This window comes from Paenisporosarcina macmurdoensis (assembly GCF_042658845.1).
In the GTDB taxonomy this organism is placed as follows: Bacteria; Bacillota; Bacilli; order Bacillales_A; family Planococcaceae; genus Paenisporosarcina; species Paenisporosarcina macmurdoensis.
The window spans coordinates 324,957-345,092 of the sequence record NZ_JBHSRI010000002.1 but is presented as its reverse complement, the minus strand read 5'-3'; the positions used below and the strand labels follow the sequence as shown (position 1 = coordinate 345,092).

General features: G+C 37.0%; 15 protein-coding genes and 1 tRNA gene. 6 read left to right on the top strand and 10 right to left on the bottom strand.

Features of this window, described 5'->3' with window-relative positions:
- Positions 1-186: 186 nt before the first annotated feature.
- The 6 genes from ACFPYN_RS01565 to ACFPYN_RS01540 all read right to left on the bottom strand — a co-directional run bounded on the left by ACFPYN_RS01565 (position 187) and on the right by ACFPYN_RS01540 (position 11,126).
- Positions 187-909, bottom strand: a complete 723-nt coding sequence (locus ACFPYN_RS01565) for a TerC family protein (RefSeq protein WP_377732131.1) — start codon at positions 907-909, stop codon at positions 187-189.
- Between the two features lie 435 nt (positions 910-1,344).
- Complete coding sequence (locus ACFPYN_RS01560; protein ID WP_377732129.1) at positions 1,345-2,430, bottom strand: SDR family oxidoreductase; 1,086 nt, start codon at positions 2,428-2,430, stop codon at positions 1,345-1,347.
- Positions 2,431-2,536: 106 nt separating this feature from the next.
- Positions 2,537-5,590 (bottom strand): efflux RND transporter permease subunit, encoded by a 3,054-nt coding sequence (locus ACFPYN_RS01555; protein ID WP_377732128.1) that lies wholly within the window; start codon positions 5,588-5,590, stop codon positions 2,537-2,539.
- A 1,064-nt stretch (positions 5,591-6,654) separates the two neighbouring features.
- Positions 6,655-8,229 carry a peptide chain release factor 3 gene (locus ACFPYN_RS01550; protein WP_377732127.1) on the bottom strand — a complete coding sequence of 525 codons (1,575 nt, stop codon included), beginning with the start codon at positions 8,227-8,229 and terminating at the stop codon, positions 6,655-6,657.
- 345 nt (positions 8,230-8,574) lie between these two features.
- A complete protein-coding gene (locus ACFPYN_RS01545; protein ID WP_377732126.1) occupies positions 8,575-10,059 on the bottom strand; it encodes a UDP-N-acetylmuramoyl-L-alanyl-D-glutamate--2,6-diaminopimelate ligase in 1,485 nt (494 codons plus the stop codon).
- A gap of 11 nt (positions 10,060-10,070) precedes the next feature.
- Complete coding sequence (locus ACFPYN_RS01540; protein ID WP_377732125.1) at positions 10,071-11,126, bottom strand: M42 family metallopeptidase; 1,056 nt, start codon at positions 11,124-11,126, stop codon at positions 10,071-10,073.
- A gap of 105 nt (positions 11,127-11,231) precedes the next feature.
- Between ACFPYN_RS01540 and ACFPYN_RS01535 the strand changes: the two genes are divergently transcribed.
- On the top strand, positions 11,232-12,830 hold the full coding sequence (locus ACFPYN_RS01535) for an ATP-binding protein (protein ID WP_377732124.1): 1,599 nt from the start codon (positions 11,232-11,234) through the stop codon (positions 12,828-12,830).
- Positions 12,831-12,952: 122 nt separating this feature from the next.
- Here the strand turns inward: ACFPYN_RS01535 and ACFPYN_RS01530 are convergent, their stop codons facing one another.
- Together ACFPYN_RS01530 and ACFPYN_RS01525 are read right to left on the bottom strand one after the other, a co-directional pair.
- Complete coding sequence (locus tag ACFPYN_RS01530) at positions 12,953-14,341, bottom strand: aldehyde dehydrogenase (protein WP_377732123.1); 1,389 nt, start codon at positions 14,339-14,341, stop codon at positions 12,953-12,955.
- 131 nt (positions 14,342-14,472) lie between these two features.
- Entirely contained in the window at positions 14,473-15,411 is a 939-nt protein-coding gene (locus ACFPYN_RS01525; RefSeq protein ID WP_377732122.1) for a Gfo/Idh/MocA family protein, read from the bottom strand.
- A 146-nt stretch (positions 15,412-15,557) separates the two neighbouring features.
- Between ACFPYN_RS01525 and ACFPYN_RS01520 the strand changes: the two genes are divergently transcribed.
- Positions 15,558-15,701: a hypothetical protein gene (locus ACFPYN_RS01520; protein WP_377732121.1), complete on the top strand. Its 144-nt coding sequence runs from the start codon at positions 15,558-15,560 to the stop codon at positions 15,699-15,701.
- Positions 15,702-15,749: 48 nt separating this feature from the next.
- Here the strand turns inward: ACFPYN_RS01520 and ACFPYN_RS01515 are convergent, their stop codons facing one another.
- Both ACFPYN_RS01515 and ACFPYN_RS01510 read right to left on the bottom strand, forming a co-directional pair.
- Positions 15,750-17,027 carry an MDR family MFS transporter gene (locus tag ACFPYN_RS01515; protein ID WP_377732120.1) on the bottom strand — a complete coding sequence of 426 codons (1,278 nt, stop codon included), beginning with the start codon at positions 17,025-17,027 and terminating at the stop codon, positions 15,750-15,752.
- A 92-nt stretch (positions 17,028-17,119) separates the two neighbouring features.
- The gene (locus tag ACFPYN_RS01510; protein WP_377732119.1) at positions 17,120-17,965 is read right to left on the bottom strand and encodes a DNA-3-methyladenine glycosylase family protein; all 846 of its coding nucleotides are present in this window, start codon (positions 17,963-17,965) and stop codon (positions 17,120-17,122) included.
- Between the two features lie 69 nt (positions 17,966-18,034).
- Between ACFPYN_RS01510 and ACFPYN_RS01505 the strand changes: the two genes are divergently transcribed.
- From ACFPYN_RS01505 to ACFPYN_RS01490, 4 genes are all read left to right on the top strand, one after another.
- Complete coding sequence (locus ACFPYN_RS01505) at positions 18,035-18,760, top strand: thermonuclease family protein (RefSeq protein WP_377732118.1); 726 nt, start codon at positions 18,035-18,037, stop codon at positions 18,758-18,760.
- A 16-nt stretch (positions 18,761-18,776) separates the two neighbouring features.
- A complete protein-coding gene (locus ACFPYN_RS01500) occupies positions 18,777-19,301 on the top strand; it encodes a 2'-5' RNA ligase family protein (protein WP_377732117.1) in 525 nt (174 codons plus the stop codon).
- Positions 19,302-19,434: 133 nt separating this feature from the next.
- Positions 19,435-19,506 (top strand) — tRNA-Val (locus ACFPYN_RS01495).
- Positions 19,507-19,792: 286 nt separating this feature from the next.
- Positions 19,793-19,975 carry a hypothetical protein gene (locus ACFPYN_RS01490; RefSeq protein ID WP_377732116.1) on the top strand — a complete coding sequence of 61 codons (183 nt, stop codon included), beginning with the start codon at positions 19,793-19,795 and terminating at the stop codon, positions 19,973-19,975.
- The last annotated feature ends 161 nt before the right edge of the window (positions 19,976-20,136 follow it).

The window sequence follows — 20,136 nt, the reverse complement described above, 5'->3', positions numbered from 1 at the left end:
GTTGCTAATACTGCTGCACTTAATTTTTTGACCATTTTCAATGTGCTGCACCTTTTTCATTTTTCAACGTTTTCTCGTTCTTCTAACTATTCGATTAGTAGATACTTCTTTAGGGGGTATATAAAAAAAACTACTTAAAATCATAAATGATTTTAAGTAGTTTTAAATTCTCTATGCATAAGAAAGTTATTCTTTCTCTTTTTCTTGTTCTTTTTCATGTTCTTGCTCGACTTCATCTGCCATTACTAGTAGTTTTCTATTTTTATATTTACCTGCAAGAATAACCCCAACTGTCACTACAATGATCATTGTCCAAGCAATAATAGGATTAGCATCAAAGTAATCTTTTAAAAAGCCTTCATGTGTAATCATTCTAGCAGCTGTAAAGGCTAATACACCAGAACCAATATATATAATGATTGGATATTTGTCGATTAATTTAACAAATAGTGTACTACCCCATACCATAATTGGAACACTAATAATTAAGCCCAATACGACTAATAAGAAACTACCATGAGCTGCGCCTGCAACAGCCAGTACGTTGTCTAATCCCATAATCGTATCTGCCACAATGATAGTCCCAATTGCTGACCATAAATTTGTTGAGGCTTTGTGATCGCCTAAATCACTTTCATCAATTAATAATTTGTAAGCTATACCAATAAGAATGATTCCACCTACAAGTTGTAAACCTGGAATTTTCAATAACCAAACAATCGCTAGAGTGGCAAGTATTCTAACAACAACAGCCCCTACAGTCCCCCAAATAATGGCTTTCTTTCGGTGATGTTCTGGTAAGTTCTTCGCAGACATCCCAATAACAATTGCATTGTCTCCCGCTAGTACTAAATCAATCATAATAATTGATAATAAAGCGATAAAAAATTCCCCTGTAAAAATATCCATGTTAATCTCCTTTAAATGAATGTTCAAAAAGCAGCATAATAAGAGCTCATTAAAGGTACTCAGATGATACCATTTATAGTGCCTTGGCTGAGTGACCTTTGTTTTCGGTATGAGGCGACGCCCCTTTATTACCGGACCGCATCATTTTATACATGAGCGCGAAAAGCAAAACAACGAAGATACACGACAGCTATTTTTTGCGGACTTTTTGAACTACCTTATTTTTGAAAACAAAAAAGACCTATGCCTAATAAAAGGCAAAGGTCTTGCTAAGCACATTGTAAAATGGCTATCATAACCGATGGGTTTCCCCACGTAATGACGACTATGAAATAGGTTCCCCTATAGCTACTCCCCTTTGACAACAGTCAAAAGTCTATTAAGTTTTCATGTATCCTAATCATATCATAATCCGTAAATTTGGTAAACACAGGACTACTTAATCTGAATATGATAGTGATCTTCTTTTTTGTGCAATTGATAAAATGCAATCATTGTAGGCAAAGAATCAATAAAATCAGCACATACAATATCGCTATCTTTCAACACTTCATCAGTCGCTGTTGTATCAAACTGGGCTGCCCAAGTTAAATAATCCAACGTTTCTTTTTCCACACCTAATGTCTTTCTTACAAACTTTAATTGAAGCCCTTTTTTTGCAAGAGACAGAGGAAAGCGTCCTTTTGGTAATTTACCTGTTATTTCCCAAACCATATGACGATACACTTCTTCAACCGGATGAGAATTCGGATCGGTTAAATGAAGAGTTTTGCCAGATGCTCGTTCATTCTCACTACAATAAACAACTGCTTTAATAATAAAATCAATAGGCACGACATTAATAAACGCATTTGACTTTCCTACATATGGAATGACTGGAAGTTTACTTAAATTATCAATCATATTAATAAAGAAATAAGGACCATCAAACTTAATTGTTTCTCCTGTCACCGAATGTCCTCGAACAATTCCTGGGCGAATAATCGTTGTTGGAACGGTAGCTTTAATCTTTTCAACAAGTAGCTCAGCTTCAAACTTAGTCTCTTCATAATAATTTTTAAACGCATTTGGGCGAATTAGTTCATCTTCACGCAAAACACCTTCACGTGTACCTGCTACGTATGCCGTACTGAAGTACATATACCTCGAAATTTTTGGCAGAGTTTGAACAAAATCATTAACCATTTGCGTGCCATGTACATTGACTTTCCACGCCGCTTCTCTAGGTACAGCTAAATCATACAATGCTGCTAAATGCCAAACAATGGTCACTTGTTCACGAACTTCTTGTAAACTTTCTTCTGACATGCCCATAGAAGGTAAAGTGATATCCCCTTCTACTATATGAATATTAACGTTCTGTGAACCCTTTACTAGTTCCCCCGCTACTTCTTTAGCTATCTTCATTTGTGAAGGTAGAACCACAGCATAAATCGTCTCAACTTTTTTCTGTTGAATTAATTCGACTATTATTTGTCTAGATATGAATCCTGGAAATCCTGTAATAAAAGGAATGTGCATGAGGCGCCTCCAAACTCTTGTTTATTGAATAATACAAAAATACGAATGAAAAAACAACGTCTATTCTTGATTAAGAATAGACGTACCATTTTTTCGAAATTAATCGTTATGAACTTCGTCGTGTTTCACGGTCAAATAAGCTATAAATAACCGGAATTACATAAAGAGTTAATAACGTTGAACTAATTAGTCCACCAATAACAACAATACCCATTGGTTGATTAATTTCTGTTCCTTGACCAATACCAACAGCTAAGGGTAGTAACCCTAGAATTGTAGTTAATGCCGTCATTAATATAGGTCGTACGCGATCTCGAGCGGAAGAAACTATCGCTTCATAAGAAGAATACCCTTCTTTTTTGCGCTGATTTATAAAATCAACTAGCATAATTCCATTATTTACGACGATACCGACGAGAACTAATAAACCAATGACTGCTGTGATACTAATAGGTGTTTGAGTGACAAATAAGCCTAGAGCAACGCCAATAATCATTAATGGAACTGAGAACATAATGACAAACGGATATTTAAACGATTCGAACTGAGCTGCCATTACAATATAGACCAGTACTACTGCAAGTAAAACTGCAAGTAACATATCATTAATTGCACTCTCAAATAACTCTCGATCTCCACCAAAAGTAATGTCAACTTCTTCTGGCAACTCTAGTTTTTCAATGGCTTCGTCTACTTGATCTGACATTTCACCAAGGGAATTGTTAGATGCATATTTAATTGTAAAATTAACTGAGCTCGCTTGATCAACTCTACGAATAGAAACTGGTCCTTGAGCAATATCAATAGTAGCTATTTCTTGTAGTTCAACAAATTGACCTGAAGGTGTTCGTAGCTTTAACTTTTTTAATTGCTCGATACTACTACGATCCTTTTCGTCGTATTTTACATAGACACCGTAGACATCATCATTTTCAGAAATAATCTGAGTTGCAAAAGCCCCTCGTGTCACACTATTTACCGTTTGTGCAATCTGAGCAGGTGCAAGACCATATTCAGTTGCTGCTGCTTTGTTAACAGTCATTTGAATTTCATCAATTGTATCTTCTAAGTCATTTGAAATTTCAGTAACAGAGTCCAACTCACTTATCGACTTACGGATGTCAATGACTGCTTTTTCTAAGCGTTGATTATCGGTATCCGTCACTGTAAATGACAGTGAATTGGGTGTTGAGCCAGCAGCAGTTTGTAAGTTAAAACTAACTTCTGCTTTGTCTCCTACTTGTTTCAAAACTGTTGGTTGTACTTCATCAACAAACTCAAATACTGAGCGGTCACGATCATCTAACGGAACCAGTTTTACATATATTTCTGCTCTATTAGTTTCGGAAGACCCTTGTGACTGTCCTTGTTGAGTACCTCCCACTAAGCTAACGTATACATCTACATCTTTTTGTTTCTTTAATGTTTCTTCTATCCCTTTGACAACTTCTTTTGTTGCACTTGTAGATGAGCCATTTTCAAGTTCTACGTTGACACTGACAAATCCTTCATCTGTTGCAGGTAAAAATTCAGTACCCACTTGGAATAAACCAAATGCCCCTGCCCCTAACATGATGGTCGTGATTATCATAACTATTAGACGATGTCCTAGTGCCCATTTAACTGAGCGTTCAAATTTATTATATGATTTCGAACGTCGTCTTTTCGCATCAGGATCGCCTTTCGGTTTAGTCAACATACGACTAGCAAGCATTGGAATAACAGTTAATGCCACTACCAACGAAGCGACTAAACTAAATGAAATCGTTAATGCAAACTCCTTGAATATCTGTCCAATCAATCCTGTAATAAAGATAACAGGTACGAAAACAGCTACCGTTGTTAAGGTAGAAGCAATAATGGCACCAGACACTTCTTTCGTTCCGTCTGAAGCTGCAGTTTTAGAGTTTTTGCCCATAGCAAGATGACGTTCAATGTTTTCTATTACGACTATGGCATTATCGACTAACATACCTATTCCAAGTGCAAGTGCACCCAAGGTCATAATGTTAAGAGCAAAATCTGCAAAATACATTAAAACAAATGTCACAATGACCGAATAAGGAATCGCGATACCTATAATAATAGGGCTCTTTATGCCTCTCAAGAACACAAACAGTACCAACATGGCGAAAAGACCACCAAATATTAAAGAGGAGCCGATGTTGCCAATGGCCAATTTCACATAATCCCCTTGATCAAACAAAATATCTGCTTCTACACCTTTAAATTCGTCTTTTTGTAAAAGTTCTTCTAATGACTCTTTAAAAGAGGTAGATACATCCGCTGTATTTGCACCAGATTCTTGCAACACTGACATTAATACAGCAGGTTCTTCATTGGCACGTGTTTCTATAGATGTTTCTTGCTCTGTTAATGCGACGGTTGCTACGTCCCCCACAAGGACGTTTTTACCATCTAATGGATTAACTGTAACAACCAGATTTTGAATATCTTCAATTGTTGTTAAAGTGCTGACTATTCGAGTAGTTAATTGTTTGCCATCTTCTGTTTCAATAGGATCTCCCGGAAAAGAGACATTATTGGCTTGAATCAGTTGCACAATATCAGATTGTGCTAAACCTTTATCTTCTAGCTTTTGTTGATCAAGCAAAATTTGCACTTCTTCCACCAATGCACCAGAAACATTAACACTGGCTACCCCGTCAGTGCGACGAAGTTCTTTTTCTAATTGCTCTGCAATTACTCGAACATCCCCACCATTTTCAGGAGCTCGGAGTGAAAGTTGAATGACTGGAAACTGAGCAGGATCGAATTTTATAAATCGTGGTTTCTGTGATTCATCTGGAACGGGAGTTTGATCAATACGTTGCATGATATCCGCCTGCACATCATCAATGTTGGTTGTCCAATCAAACTGTAATAAAATGAAGTTTGCACCTTCTCTAGAAGAAGATTGCAACGTTTTGATACCTGGTAGAGTAGATAAGCTTGTTTCCAACGGTTTTGTCACTTTTTCACTGACTTCCGTCGGGCTTGCCCCAGGATAACTAGTTACCACTACACCAATTGGTGGATTCAGCTCAGGAATTAAGGTAACTGGGATTTTGAAAAAGGATACGGCTCCTAAAATAATGACCAAAAACATGATGACGATTGTAAATACCGGACGTTTTATAGAAAAATCGCTAATTTTCATTTCATATATTCCTTTCTTGCACTAACTTGTCTCTCTATCATATGCGTTACGCCCAGTTACTTCAAACATGAATCGTCCTTAAAGTTACACTGACACAAGATTGACAATATTTCTACGTGGATACAAATTATAGGTTTCTTATTTATTTAAAGTTATGGTAAAGAACGCTAATGGATATTATGAGCTATTTGCGCTTCGCATGTCGCAATTACGTGGATATAGAGTGTTTTTCAATCTAGGTAGTACATGCGATACATTAGGCAAGTTGCAGTGGATAGACAAGTTTTCAGTTCGCTATGGACGCTTTACCTACTGCATAATAATTTAGAGAATAAAGAGGATGGGCTTGTGACTACGTCACGCGCCCATCCTCTTTTTATAAATTATCGTGCGGCGGATGTGCATCCTTCGCTCTCTTGCAACCTGCAAATCCACAGTAATAATGTTTTGGTTTACTAAAGATTAGAAGGTTTCTTTAAGCAGATATTCGACCGAAGATACTATTTCGGTCTCTTCCTGCTTCAATTATTTTTACTATTAAAAAATACTGTTGATATTAAAAACATACAAAAGAGTGCATTTTGCGCTTAACATGCTAAGGAATCGAAGATTAAAAACGCACATCCTGCTGCCCCAAGCCGGAGACCCACACGAATATTTTTTCAAACTTGTTCGGTCTTGCGAAACTTGAGACATGCTAACACTATAAACTACAATATAGTTTGACAGGTCAACAAAAACAGAAAAGGAGTTGTCTAATAAGTCCCTAATATAAAATAAGTGGACAAATATTAGTTTTTTCTGAATCAACGTTGGAACATAAAGCCTTTTTATTATTGTCTTTTTTTTGCACATTACGACTTATAGTTGATTGAAGTGGAAGGCGGCGACTCCAGCGGGAAAAGCCAGACAGTCGAGACCCCACAGGGAGCATTTTGCGACCGAGGAGGCTCGACCTCGCCCGCGGAAAGCGTCCGCCTGCAACGGAAATTATCTTGACAAAATATAAAAAAGGAACTGCCCATAGTCATATTTCATGACATTTAGGACAGCCCCCTCTTTTCTTATAACAAACTAAACAATTCAATATTGTCATTTTTATCATGGAACCAACGCATCGCAAAATCATTTTCAAACAAGAAAACATATCGATCATATCGATCACGTACAAGCATGCTACGTGGACTTGACATAGATTCTTTTACATCGCCTTCATTTTGAATCCAGCGAGCAATTTTGTTGCCAATTGGTTCCATGCGGACATCTACGTTGTATTCATTTTTCATTCGGTGTTCGAACACTTCGAATTGAAGTTGACCTACAGCGCCTAATATGACGTCTTCTGTATGCAAGGTTTTGTAATACTGAATTGCTCCTTCTTGGACCAATTGCATGATACCTTTATTGAAATGCTTCGACTTCATAACATTCTTGGCTGTTACACGGACAAATAATTCTGGAGTAAATTGTGGCAATTTCTCGTAGCTGAACGTTTTCTTTCCACCAACAATGGTGTCACCAATTTGATAACTTCCAGTGTCATGTAGACCAATGATATCTCCTGCGACAGCAGTCTCCACGGTTTCACGTTCATCAGCTAAAAACTGAGTGGATTGCGTTAATTTAAATGTCTTACCTGTACGAGATAATGTGACTGTCATTCCACGCTCAAATTTCCCTGAAACAATACGTACAAAAGCAATGCGGTCACGATGAGCAGGATTCATATTCGCTTGAATCTTGAAAATAAATCCAGAAAATTCATCTGTCACTGGATTTATTTCTACATCCGCATCTGTTTTACGCGGTTGTGGCGTAGGCGCAAATTGTAAATAGGTTTCTAAAAATGTTTGAACGCCGAAATTAGTTAAAGCACTACCGAAAAATACAGGTGTCATTTTACCATTTTTCACTTTTTCTTGATCAAAATCATTTCCTGCTTCATTTAACAACATAATATCGTCTAGTGCTTGTGTGTAGTAAGACGTTTTTTTCATTGAATGATCAACTGCTAATCCACCGTCTTCAGTTAATGGTAAAAAGCGGTCAGTGCCATCTTTACGGAATTGCTCTATGCGATTATTAAAGCGATCATAAATCCCTAAAAACTCTTTCCCCATACCGATCGGCCAATTCATTGCATATGATTCAATGCCCAATACTTCTTCTAATTCTTCCATTAATTCAAGAGGCTCTTTCCCTTGGCGGTCTAATTTATTAATAAACGTAAAAATTGGAATACCGCGTAAACGACAAACTTTAAATAATTTAATGGTTTGAGCTTCTATTCCCTTTGCAGCATCCACAATCATCACAGCACTATCAACGGCCATTAAAGTACGATACGTATCTTCACTGAAATCTTGGTGACCTGGTGTATCTAAAATATTAATACGACAATCGTCGTAATCAAATTGCATTACGGAAGATGTAACTGAAATTCCACGTTGTTTTTCAATTTCCATCCAGTCAGATGTTGCAAATTTCCCTGTTTTTTTCGCTTTCACCGTTCCTGCATCGCGAATGGCACCACCAAAAAATAACAGTTTTTCTGTCATCGTTGTTTTACCAGCATCTGGATGGGAAATGATTGCAAACGTTCGTCTTGCTTGTATTTGATCTTGAATTTGAGTAGTCATAAATAGGTATTCTCCTTCGTTTTTCCTTTACTATCATATGGATTTTTCGGATAAATTACAAGTGAGCAAAATGTCGAAAGAACCGATCGGCAATTGTGATCGGTTCTTTGATACGAATCAAGATGTACAAATTCATCAGTATGGATGTCGTTATGTTTAGATATAATTGCTAGCTACACTTTTCTTATGATAGAAAGTATAAGTTTATTACAGCTACACCTTCAAACTTATATTCGTTATGTCTAGCTCCAAGCGCCAACTAGGCCTGTTTGTGGGGTCAGAAAGACGATTCGCCTTTCTTCATTCCGGCGCCGTCGTCGAGCTAGAAGGCGTTTTACGCTTTTCTCATGAACGAGATGGTGAATCTTGAAATTTCAATTTACCAGCCACTAAAGCAATGTCTCCATCACTATGTGGATATTTCTTGTGGCCGATGATTTGATAATCTTCGTGACCTTTGCCTGCAAAAATAATGATATCTCCCGCTTCAGCAATTGTTATAGCATGCTTTACAGCTTCTTCTCGGTCTCCAATACACGCATAGTTGTTATGAAGCATACCAACCTCTAAATCGCTTAGAATTGATGGATATGGCTCATCACGAGGGTCATCCGTCGTCAAAATCACATAATCAGCTACCGAAGCTTTTTGTGCCATTGCTGGACGTTTTGAACGATCTCTATTGCCACCTGTTCCTACTAAAAAGATAAGTCGCTGTGTTTTGTAAGGTAATACGGATGAAATCGCTTTTTCAATAGCATCAGGAGTATGTGCATAATCAATAAATATGGATATTGGTAGATCACTATTCAACTTTTCCATTCTTCCTTTTACTGGAGGAATTTTTTCAAGTTGTTCTAGTATTTGAGGAACTGTGTATCCTTGTGTATACAAAGCTGTTGTTGCTGCTAATGCGTTATACACATTGAACTCTCCCAACAAATTCATTCGTACAGGAAAAACGCCTTCAGGGGTCTTCATTTCAAACTGTGTGCAATCTGCCTGAAGTTGAATATTTCGTCCTTGAAACTGTGCGTCTTGGTGAATGGCGTAAGTCCAAACTGGATAGCCGGTCATCTCTTTCAAACGGTTCGACCATTCATCATCTGAATTTACAATGGCATGTTTTGCACGTTGTAAGTCTTGTCCGAGTTGGGAAAATAATAAACCTTTTGCTTGTCCATATTGTTCCATTGTCCCGTGAAAATCTAAATGATCATGTGTCAAATTAGTAAAGATGGCCATGTCAAAATCAACCCCTGTTAAACGACCAAGAACTAATCCATGAGATGATACTTCCATAATCATCGACTTACAGCCTTCATTTTTTGCCCGCTGAATCATTAATTGAGTACTAAGTGCATCACTTGTTGTATTTGCAGAATCATAAAGGACACCATTTAAATTAAAACCAATTGTACCTGTTAAAGCGGATTTCACTTGTAAACCTTGTAGCATATTTTGTAAAATTCCACTTACACTTGTTTTACCGTTGGTTCCAGTGACTCCAATCATCATCATGTCTTTTGAAGGGAAATCATAAAATTTTGAAGCCATTAACCCGATCGCTCGTGTCGTATCGTCAACAACGATACTCGCAACGCGGCTGTAATCTAAATCAAGATATTTTTCTGTAACAATTATTTTTGCTCCATTTTCAATTGCCTGCATTGCGTAATCATGCCCATCCACGGTATATCCTTTAATACAGATAAAAACACTTTCGGGTTGAACACTTCTTGAGTCAACCGCGATATCGAATATTTCCTTTGGAAGTGTTCCATGAATTTCTTTAATCGGCAAGCAACTGATTAAGTCAGATGACTGCATTTGCTTTCCTCCTATTCTGTCTCCATTGGAGAGAGCACATACGCTTCTAATAGTGCTGCAGAATGTTTCAATGAATCAATATGTGTTCGTTCATAAGCATGTGATGATTCAATACCTGGTCCAAATAAGGCATGTTTAACATCATATCCTGCTCGTATAGCAGCTGATGCATCTGAACTATAAAAAGGATAAATATCTAGTTTATATTCAATATTATTGGCTTTCGCTAACTCTACCAGTTTACGTGTTAGGTCATAATGGTATGGACCCGAAGAATCTTTCGCACAAATCGATACCGTATACTCGTCAGATGTTTGTCCATCTCCTATTGCACCCATGTCAACTGCTATATACTCCACTACTTCAGAAGGAATATTTGAATTTCCTCCAAATCCAATTTCTTCATTATTAGAAATATAGAAATGAGTCGTGTTTGGAAGTGTAAGATTATTTTCTTTTATTGAAGAGATAAGTTGCAATAAAAGGGCGGTACTTGCTTTATCATCTAAATGACGAGATTTAATAAAACCTGAATCCGTTTGCTCGAATCTAGGATCAAATGATACAAAATCGCCAACTTCTACGCCAAGCTCTCTTGTTTCCTCTGCATTCAATACTCTTTCATCTAATCGTACTTCTATGTTTTCTACATTACGCTCAAAAGAACCTGCATTTTTGTATACATGAACAGAAGTCTGATGCATAAGAATGGTTCCGCGAACTTTCTTACCAGAGGCTGTATGTATGTAACAATATTCACCTTCAGCAGCATTCCAGTTAAAACCACCTACCATCGATAGTTTAAGACGTCCGCTACCTTTTACTTCTTTTACCATCGCACCAAGTGTATCTGTATGCGCTGTTAATAGTCTATGTTTAGACGTATCAGTTCCTTCTATAGTTGCAATTAAGGCACCTTTATTTGTTTGTTGGTATGGCACATTCATTTTATCTAAAATTGATGCCATGAATTCCATAATTTCTTTTGTATAGCCAGAAGGACTTGGAATTTCCACAAGTTCTTGAAGTAACTGCACTGTTTCTTTCTCTTTAAATGTGCTTGACATAGTAAACCCCCTATATGATAAATATCATACCAAAATTCGTCATGTTCCGACACTGACAATTCATGTATGATATAAGTACGATAACTTTTCCAACTGAGGTGAAAAATGGACAAAACTCTTCTCCTACATAAACGTAATCGATTGTTTATACAATTATTTGCACTCGGATTGCTGTTTCATACTTTATTAAGTTTATTTATCCCTAATGAACATGCTACTTCTGTACCTATTATCGCAATTCTATATTGCCTTGCGTTATTCATTCTTTTTAAACTGCGGATTAACAATCAATTTTTACAAGGCCTTATACTAGCTGGCTTAAATGGATACATCTTTTATATAAATGTGGAAACACCATACTACGTACATTTAATTCTTTTTGTTTTCCCATTAATTGTTGCTTCATTATACCATTCAATCACTGCAAGTTTAATTCTTTTACCGATAACAGTTATTGAAATCCTTTATTTATTTTATACATACTTTCATCTTTTTGAACAATCCATTGAATTTGTAGATTTATATGTGATCTTGTTATTCGTAATACTAATTAGTGTAACAGCTATTATCCATTCTCTTTTAGTCCGAAAAACATGGTTTAAAGTGGAGGAACAGCAGTCCTCACTTGAACGAGCACTTGATTCTAAAGAAGGGTATTTGCACATGTTTTTTGAAAATGCAAAAGATGGCATTGCTGTTTTTGATTTAGACGCTCGCATCATAGAAGTAAATCCAGCATTCGAATTATTATATGGGTGGAGTCGAGAAGAATGTATCGGCAAAAGTGTACCACTTGTACCTCCTGAAAATTCAGAGGCTGCAAATGATCGTATTAAAAGAGTGTTAGATGGAGAAAGTTTCAACTCCTTGGAGACTATAGATATGAAGAAAGATGGAACCTTCTTTAATGCGCAACTTACACTAAGCCCCATTTATAATAAGTGTGGTGAGATGGTTGCTATGTCTGTTATTACTCGAGATATATCCTATCGCAAAGAAGCAGAAAAACTCATTATCCAGTCAGAAAAATTAAAATTAGCTGGAGAAATAGCAGCCGGCGTTGCCCATGAAATAAGAAATCCCATGACGGTGATTTCAGGTTTTATTCAAATGATGAATGAGGATGATCAACATCCTTATCAATCCTACACAAAATTAATTGAATCTGAACTTGAGCGGATAAATTTAATTATAAGTGAGTTTTTAATTCTCGCAAAACCTCATGTTACAACGATTAAAGAATTTAATTTGGAGAAAATCATTCAAGATGTCGTCCTCTTGTATACGCCAGAATTTAATTTAAGAGGAATTTCGTTTGCAGAATCGTGGAATGCACCAAATGTTGTAGTAGCCGGTGAACAAAATCAAATTAAACAAGTGTTTATTAATATAGTAAAAAATGCTGTAGAGGCATTAGAAAAAGAAGGCTCACTTCATATTTATTCTACACTTGAACAAGACGGGTTTATAGGTATTCATATTCAAGATAATGGTCCTGGTATGACGCAAGAAGTGCAAAAACAAATCTTTGAACCATTTTTCACGACCAAAACAACCGGAACAGGTCTTGGTATGATGATTTCTCAGAAGATTATTCAAGAGCATGGTGGAAAAATCATCATAAATAGTCAAGTGAATCAGGGGACACTAGTGTCTATATTATTACCCTATAAATCACCAAAAAAATCAGCGCAATCCATTTAAATGGATACGCTGATTTTTCAATACATCTTCTTAAATATCATCGTCGTCATTGTCGTCGTCATCTTGTTCAACTGTCAAAAAAACCCCTGTAATCGCGTCATCTTTAACTTCTACTTCTCTCCTTATCGGAGTAGCGACTTCACAAGCTTCACTTTGTTTTTGTAAGGTGGGAATACAAGATTTAACGGTATTTTCGTACTTTTCTTTAATATCGATTTAGCATGTGTAAATGCTTCGAAACTATATTTGCCATGATAACCATTCATGCCTGAAGAACCGACTCCTCCAAAAGGCATATGAGAACTTCCTACATGCGAAACTGTATCGTTTATGCACCCTCCACCAAATGGCAATTCTTCTAAAAAGTATTGAATGGCGTTATCGTTTTCACTAAATAAATACGCTGCTAGCGGTTTAGGCAGATTTCGGACTTGTCGAATTGCCGTTTCTAAACGGTCATACGTTAATATCGGTAAAATGGGTCCAAATATTTCATCTTCCATCGAAGGACTATTCCAAGAAACCCCTTCAAGCAAAGTTGGCTCAATATACAGATCTTCTTCATCCACATTACCACCAGCAACAATGTGTTGATCTTCTTGGCTAATGAGTTGCTTTAAGCGATTAAATTGTTTGGCGTTAATGATGCGTCCATAATCCGGACTAGTTTGTGCATCTTTCCCGTAAAAATCGTTTATCGTTTGTGTTAATAATGTAATAAACTGATCCTTTACCTGGTGATGGACAAGTAAGTAATCAGGTGCCACACATGTTTGACCTGCATTGACAAACTTACCCCAGGCAATACGTTTTGCTGCGACTTCTAAGTTCGCAGTGTGATCGATAATTGCCGGACTTTTACCACCAAGCTCTAAAGTTACAGGTGTTAATCTCTCAGCAGCAGCTTTCATGACAACTTTTCCAACAGCAACACTGCCGGTAAAGAAAATGGTATCGAAAGGGGCATGAATAAGAGCCGTAGTTTCTTCACGTTCTCCTTCTACTACACGAATATAGTCTGGAGTAAATGTGGATTCTATTACTTTTCGAATGACGGCTGCTGTATGAACTGCTGATTCTGAAGGTTTCACAATGGCACAATTGCCACCGATAATTGCCCCGATTAACGGTTCCATGACGAGCTGGAATGGATAGTTAAATGGACCAATTATCAATGCAGAGCCATATGGTTCTCGAACAATAAAACTTTTTGCAGGTTGTAAATGAAGTGCCGTTTTAACTGCTTCTGGTTTCATCCAATCATCCAAATGCTTCGTCATAAAGCCGATGCTATCTAGTACAAACCCTACTTCCGTCGCGTATGCTTCAAATTCACTTTTGCGCAAATCTTTATACAGTGCTTGAATAATTTCTTCTTCATGGAGCTGAATAGCCTTTTTCAACTTAGCTAATTGTTGTTTTCGGAATTCTGCTGATTTTGTAGCACCTGAGTAATAAAAATCATGCTGTAGTTGAATCATTTTTTCTACATCTTGAGCTGTGAAATTCATCGTATCACTCCCGTCATCTATTTATTAATTGTAACGGGTTGATTGTTTTCACGCAAAAATAGGCACCTAAAATAGGCGCCTAAATTTATGTTTTTTGTATGCATTTTAAAAACTTACACATACTAAGCTTTTTAAGTTAATAACTCGTCTATCCATCGTTGCACGATTAAGCCTTCTTCAAACGATACAAGTGTTGCTTCACGACCATTTTTCGCATCATGACACGCATCCCATAACGTTGTAGATTGGTCATTTAACTCGACTCTAACTTCAGGTTGGTCTTGCTCACTTACCCATAACTCTGACCAATTTTTTATTGTCATTACTTTTTTAGTACCAAATACTTTAAAAAGCAGTGTTTCTTGTTGTCCCATTCCACATAAACCATTGATAACTAGCGGAATGCCAGTATCAGTTTGGCCAATTGCCGATGATCCGATTTCAGATAATTGTTGATTTTCAGGATACCTAGTTTGATGTGCTGAAAAAGAAAAATTCCCTAAAAGTCTGTACATGATTTGAAAGTAATGTGGAAATACTTCTCTTATAAAGCCACCTTGAGCTCGTGAACCAATCCAAGGATTTTGTTGCCACTTTCTTGGCCAATGTGGAAAGTATGTATGAAGTTCGATACGAAGTATGTCACCAAGTGTATGGTTTGCTACTTCACTCATTAAGGTTTGAATAGCCGGGCTATACATAAGAGGAAAATGCATCGCCGTTATGACATTCGCTTGTTTCGTACCTTCAACCATTGTTTTCCCGCTTTCCACATCATGGGAAAGAGGTTTTTCTGACAACACAAAACATCCTTTTTTGGCCGCTTCAAGTGCAAGAGTAGCGTGACTATTAGGAGGTGTTCCGATATATACCCAGTGTGGTTTCATGTTAAATAATTCATCTAGTGTAGAGGCAATCGGCAGCTGGTATTTTTCAGATATCTCTTGTACACGTGGCGTATTTTCATCGAATATACTGATGATCTTACAATTATCATTGGCTAAAAGTTGTTGAATAATACGTTCTCCGACAATTCCTGTTCCAATAATTGCAAATGTTGTCTGATTCATAATGGACACTTCCTTCATATGGCTGCGATTTTTGGATTAAATAAATTCTTTTTAATTTAAATATTGAAAATAGTTGGTTCAAGGTGTAACTTTGAAGGGTAAAGAACTAACAAATAATTAAGAAAATTTAAAAGGAGGATACAAACATGACGAAAACAGAAACATGGTGGGAACCTATTTTTTCAGGAAATTTAAGCTTAGGGCTAAACAAAGAACGCTTAGCAGAATTAGAAGAAGAATCCTTCATTTACTTCAATGATACTGAAGAAAGTGCACCAGAGGAACAATAACTTTGAAAAAAAACATAAAACGATATCCAATATAAAACAGCTTCCCCTTTAAACCTTAGGAGAAGCTGTCTTTTTTTGTTCAAATAAATAAAACATGAGGTAATAAACAAACGCACTCACCATTGCTAATATCGCAATAATGGTAAATGTCCAAAAGAACCCAAACCATACCGTCATCGGAATAGATATCGGTGCAATCATTCTTCCCACTGTGTAGCGAAGACTTGCTGCTGCGAAGTATTGGCCACGCATCTGTTCAGGAGCTAACTTCGAAATAAAGCTCTGTTGAATTCCTACAGTCATTAATTCACCAATCGTAAAAATCGCCATTGCCAAAATGAAAATCCAGAACGAATCAAACAACGAAAAAACAACCATTGCGAGTGCATATAAAACCGAAGAAACAAAAAATATATTTTTCTCTTTAAATGACACAACGAATTTTGTAACAGCAACCGTTAATAAAGCAACAAGTAGTCCATTCTCTGAGATCAGAATACTAAAAGCAAGCTCCCCTGTTAATTTCACTTCGCTGCCGAACCAAAATCCTAGAGTTTGATTTCCAATTACATCTTTGACGTAAATAGGTAACAACAAATCCAATTGCATAAAGGTTTGAGCGCTCAAAATCCCTGCGATAATAAACAATAAAAACAGTTTATCTTTTAATATAAGCCCATAATCTTTTACTTGCGTTTGAATGGCATACATAAAACCTTTTGACGTGTTGTTTACTAATGATTCGGAATTAGTTGGTTTCGTTTCCTTGGTAAACTTGATTAGGATCCACGCTAATAAAACACAAACTAATCCCGCAGTTATCATTAATCCAAATCTGTAACTGAAGAAGAAAATCCCTCCAAGTATCGGCCCTATAACAACTGCAATATTCATTGATGTATAAAATACCGCAAAAACTTCACTTCGATGTTCTTCAGGAACTACGTCAGCTACCATTGCTTGACTAGCTGGCCAATACAAGGACCCAAAAACACTAGCAATCGAAAATGCAATAAATCCTAAACCAGGGGAATCTAATATCGACGAGTTTGCCAGTGCAAATAAGAAAAATGCACCCCCCTGTCCAAAAGAAGACAAGACCATCATCGTACGCCTACCATATTGATCTGCACAATAACCACCAACTAGATTAGCCGCTACTGAAAAAACTTGTGACAAGATAAGTAATAAACCTGCCGTCGTTTTGCCGAATTCTTCAGCAAAATAAATCGCAAGGAACGGGAAAAACATCCAAAACGTGATATTCATAAACGCTTCTCCAATTAGCCTTGCTTTTAAACTTTTATCCCAATCTCTAATTCTCATGATGTTTTCTCCCCAAGATGCTCATCTACTATTAATTACATAATATTGTAGCATTTTAACTAGTTAGTTTGACATACATATTTAGTCTGAGGTTATTCAATACTTCTCCACAAATAAAGAGATGCGTAACTTAAATATGGTGACCACTGAGGAAAGTGACTCGAAATCTCATCTACTTTTGGTTTATCAGTCATTGTCCAAAGTTTTTTCAAGGCATTTTGCAGTCCGATATCCGCGAGCGGAAATAAATTCGGTCTTCCTAAACCAAACAATAAAAAGCTACCAGCAGTCCATGGACCAATACCCCGGTATTTGACAAGTATTTGCGTGATCGTTTCATCGTCTTGTTGAGCCAGGGCTTCGAGATTGAGTTCCCCACTTGCTATGGCTTGTGACACGCCAATCACGTATTCTGCTTTTCTTGTACTAAATTGCAGTTCTCGTAAATGTTCAACTTGAAGCTGTCCAATCACGTCAGGTTGTGGGTAGAACCAAACACCATCTATTTGTTCCCCAAACGTATGAACGAAGCGAGTCGTAAGTGTATGGGCAAATGATAAATTTAATTGCTGATGTATGATGCTTTTCATTAACGTTGCGTATAACGAGAATTCTCTTATGATGGGTGTGCCTCGATGTTCTTCAAATAAGGAAGCTAAATTGGTTTCAGCGAAATGAGCATGAATTGGTTCAAGTGAGCGATCGAAATGAAAAATCTCTTTCAGGTTTTGTAGTTGCTGTTCGTTTGTTGATCCTTCAATTACAAATATCGGCGATTTAGTTGTTCCTGTAGCCTGAACTTTATATATGCTGCTCTCTGCTGTTGGCACAAGAACATAACGTTGTTCTTTATTTAAAGAAATCAAAGGATCCATTGAAAGTCGGTCGAGTACACGTTCGAAATCATACGAAAAATCTAGATGGATAGTTTCTATCATGGTTATATTCTCCCTATTCGGTTATATTTGAGTCTACTATGAAGATACGACAATTCGAGGTGATGGTAAATGAAAAAATGGTTGTGGCTACTAAGTATGATTGTTTTTCTTACCTTTGGCTGTGTGGAGGACTTGAATCAGCCGACTTCTACTGGTGGCTCTGAGGGCTTGACTGAAGTCGAGTTAGTTCATGTCATTGATGGGGATACCATTAAAGTAAAGTATAACGGAAAGACTGAAACGATTCGGTATTTATTAGTAGATACACCGGAAGTTAGACATCAAACGCTCGGAAATCAGCCATTCGGTGATGAAGCGAGTATACGCAATCAACAATTATTAGAAGATGCTTCAGTTTCTCTTGAATTCGACGTAGGTGAACGCTACGATGACTACGGTCGATTATTAGCATATGTTTATGCAGATGGTCAGTCTGTTCAACAAGTGCTATTACAAGAAGGATTAGCTCGTGTTGCTTACGTATTCCCTCCCAATACGCGGCATTTAGATTCTTTTGAAGAAGATGAGGCAAATGCTCGTCAGGCTGATTTGAATATATGGCAATACGAAAAATATGTAACAAATCGTGGATTTGATAAAACACAGGTTAATGAAGTTACCACTCCTGAGTCGAAAGAGAATGATAAGTGTTTCATAAAAGGTAATATCAATAGAGAAAACAAAAAGATCTATCATATCCCCTCAGGAAAATATTATGAACAAACTAACCCTGAGAAATGGTTTTGTACGGAGCAACAAGCAGTAGATGCCGGATTTAAAAAATCTGGTGAATAAGAAAGGGGCATTTTTCATGCAAGTACTCGTTTTACGCTTTGACTATAAATTGTCAACAAAATTAGAACAAGATTGTAATGACTTACATCTTGCATCAAGTAGAGGCAAAGAAACACCTCTTCCACCCCATATTAGTTTATTTACATTTGAACAAACGAATCCCATGATTCTAAACGAGCGCGTAAAAGCGTGGAGCGACAAACAACAACAACTGACGATTTCGTTATCTTCCCTTGGGTTTTTCAAACAGAAAGGTACTTTTTTTGTCGCACCCGTGGTTACAAAAGAAATAGAAACATTTCATCGAGAGTTATTTTCACTCATTATGGATTTACATACAAATGAAATTTCGCCTTATTTACCTGGGAAATGGGTACCACACTCAACCTTGATTAATAATGTCCCGTTGACTGTTTGGGGACCACTTTTCCAGCGTGCAGGCTTATCATTCGAACCCGTTATCGGAAAAGCCGTCGCTCTCGAATGCTGGACCGTTGTTAACGGCCGCGCTCAAACGGAATGGACCCACTTCCTTCAATAAATCCTGCAAATCCTTTGTCTAGGTCATTGACTATTATTGTGTGAGAGTTATAATAGAATTTGTCCTAGAAATTACGATCTTGTAGCTCAGCTGTGAGATTATCACCTTGACACGGTAACGATTTTTATAATTTGGGCCGTTAGTTCAGCGGGAGAATGTTTCGTCGACAACGAAAAGGTCACTGGTTCGATCCCAGTACGGCCCATTGGGTGCAAAACCCGCAAGAAATCTTTAGGAACAAAGGTTTCTCCAAAAAGCATCATCTCTTCGGAGGTGATGCTTTTTCATGTTTATTTTTTACATGGTGTTAAACAAAAATATAAAAACTGAATTTACTCATAACCCGTCATAAAAAAAAAAGCCTTTTTGGGTAAAAAAATAATTGAACGAGGTATGAACTGTTTAAGGGCGATTGATCAATACCTACAAAAAGACTGGACGTATATTTCTACTTTCACTTCTCATACTAAAGAAAAAAAGGAGTGATATCTATGGCAAAACGGACTAAGAAAAATGATGCAGACCAAAAGAATAAACAAGGGTTTGATTCAAGCAAAACAGATTCAGAATTCTCCAAAGAATTTGGCAGTGCAAATGCTAATCGAGCCAAAAAAGAAAAAGCGAAAAAAGAAAAAGCATCTAAAAACCAAGGGGAATGGAAAGGAATGCATTGATTGTTTTATCAAGATTTGTAAGAACACCCCTTCAACACCCTTGCACGACAATGCTATTTGGAAACGAAAAGAATCGTATTGGAACATTTGATATTAAGCGTTTGTTGTTCTGAAATCATGAAGAACCACCACCTGGAGTTAGTAACTCTATTTTATAATGA

What these genes read in the sequence shown, in the direction of transcription:
- ACFPYN_RS01565 (WP_377732131.1), bottom strand. Translation starts at nt 909, where the DNA reads ATGGATATTTTTACAGGGGAATTTTTTATCGCTTTATTATCAATTATT.
- ACFPYN_RS01560 (WP_377732129.1), bottom strand. Translation starts at nt 2,430, where the DNA reads ATGCACATTCCTTTTATTACAGGATTTCCAGGATTCATATCTAGACAA.
- ACFPYN_RS01555 (WP_377732128.1), bottom strand. Translation starts at nt 5,590, where the DNA reads ATGAAAATTAGCGATTTTTCTATAAAACGTCCGGTATTTACAATCGTC.
- ACFPYN_RS01550 (WP_377732127.1), bottom strand. Translation starts at nt 8,229, where the DNA reads ATGACTACTCAAATTCAAGATCAAATACAAGCAAGACGAACGTTTGCA.
- ACFPYN_RS01545 (WP_377732126.1), bottom strand. Translation starts at nt 10,059, where the DNA reads ATGCAGTCATCTGACTTAATCAGTTGCTTGCCGATTAAAGAAATTCAT.
- ACFPYN_RS01540 (WP_377732125.1), bottom strand. Translation starts at nt 11,126, where the DNA reads ATGTCAAGCACATTTAAAGAGAAAGAAACAGTGCAGTTACTTCAAGAA.
- ACFPYN_RS01535 (WP_377732124.1), top strand. Translation starts at nt 11,232, where the DNA reads ATGGACAAAACTCTTCTCCTACATAAACGTAATCGATTGTTTATACAA.
- ACFPYN_RS01530 (WP_377732123.1), bottom strand. Translation starts at nt 14,341, where the DNA reads ATGAATTTCACAGCTCAAGATGTAGAAAAAATGATTCAACTACAGCAT.
- ACFPYN_RS01525 (WP_377732122.1), bottom strand. Translation starts at nt 15,411, where the DNA reads ATGAATCAGACAACATTTGCAATTATTGGAACAGGAATTGTCGGAGAA.
- ACFPYN_RS01520 (WP_377732121.1), top strand. Translation starts at nt 15,558, where the DNA reads ATGACGAAAACAGAAACATGGTGGGAACCTATTTTTTCAGGAAATTTA.
- ACFPYN_RS01515 (WP_377732120.1), bottom strand. Translation starts at nt 17,027, where the DNA reads ATGAGAATTAGAGATTGGGATAAAAGTTTAAAAGCAAGGCTAATTGGA.
- ACFPYN_RS01510 (WP_377732119.1), bottom strand. Translation starts at nt 17,965, where the DNA reads ATGATAGAAACTATCCATCTAGATTTTTCGTATGATTTCGAACGTGTA.
- ACFPYN_RS01505 (WP_377732118.1), top strand. Translation starts at nt 18,035, where the DNA reads ATGAAAAAATGGTTGTGGCTACTAAGTATGATTGTTTTTCTTACCTTT.
- ACFPYN_RS01500 (WP_377732117.1), top strand. Translation starts at nt 18,777, where the DNA reads ATGCAAGTACTCGTTTTACGCTTTGACTATAAATTGTCAACAAAATTA.
- ACFPYN_RS01490 (WP_377732116.1), top strand. Translation starts at nt 19,793, where the DNA reads ATGGCAAAACGGACTAAGAAAAATGATGCAGACCAAAAGAATAAACAA.